At 66.6% G+C, this 392-nt stretch carries 1 pseudogene; it reads left to right on the forward strand.

Annotation, left to right across the window (positions count from 1 at the left end):
• Positions 1–392: pseudogene (locus KDH83_RS31870) on the forward strand (fimbrial biogenesis outer membrane usher protein); the annotation flags it as partial.

The raw sequence follows: 392 nt of genomic DNA on the forward strand, positions 1-392 counted from the left end.
GCGATTCCCGGCCTGCGCTACAGCTACAACGCCGCGACGCAGTCGGTGAACCTGGTGGTGCCGGATGCCTTGCGCACGCCCTATCAACTCGACATGCGCGGCGTGTCCCGGGCGCCGCCGGCCACCAGCGGACGCGGGCTGGTGTTGAACTACGACGCCTACGCGCAGACCAATGGACTGTCACGCTTGTCGTTGTATACCGAGCAACGCTACTTCAGCCCGTCCGGCGTGTTCAGCAATACCGGCATCACCTATGCCGGCGGGCGGGCGGACCGCTATATCCGCTATGACACCTACTGGACGCGCTCGGACCAGGACACGATGCGCACGTTGCGGCTGGGCGACACGATCACGTCCCCGCCGGACTGGTCGCGCTCGATCCGCATCGCCGG

It is taken from the genome of Achromobacter sp. Marseille-Q0513, assembly GCF_018195695.1.
Taxonomy (GTDB): domain Bacteria; phylum Pseudomonadota; class Gammaproteobacteria; order Burkholderiales; family Burkholderiaceae_B; genus Achromobacter.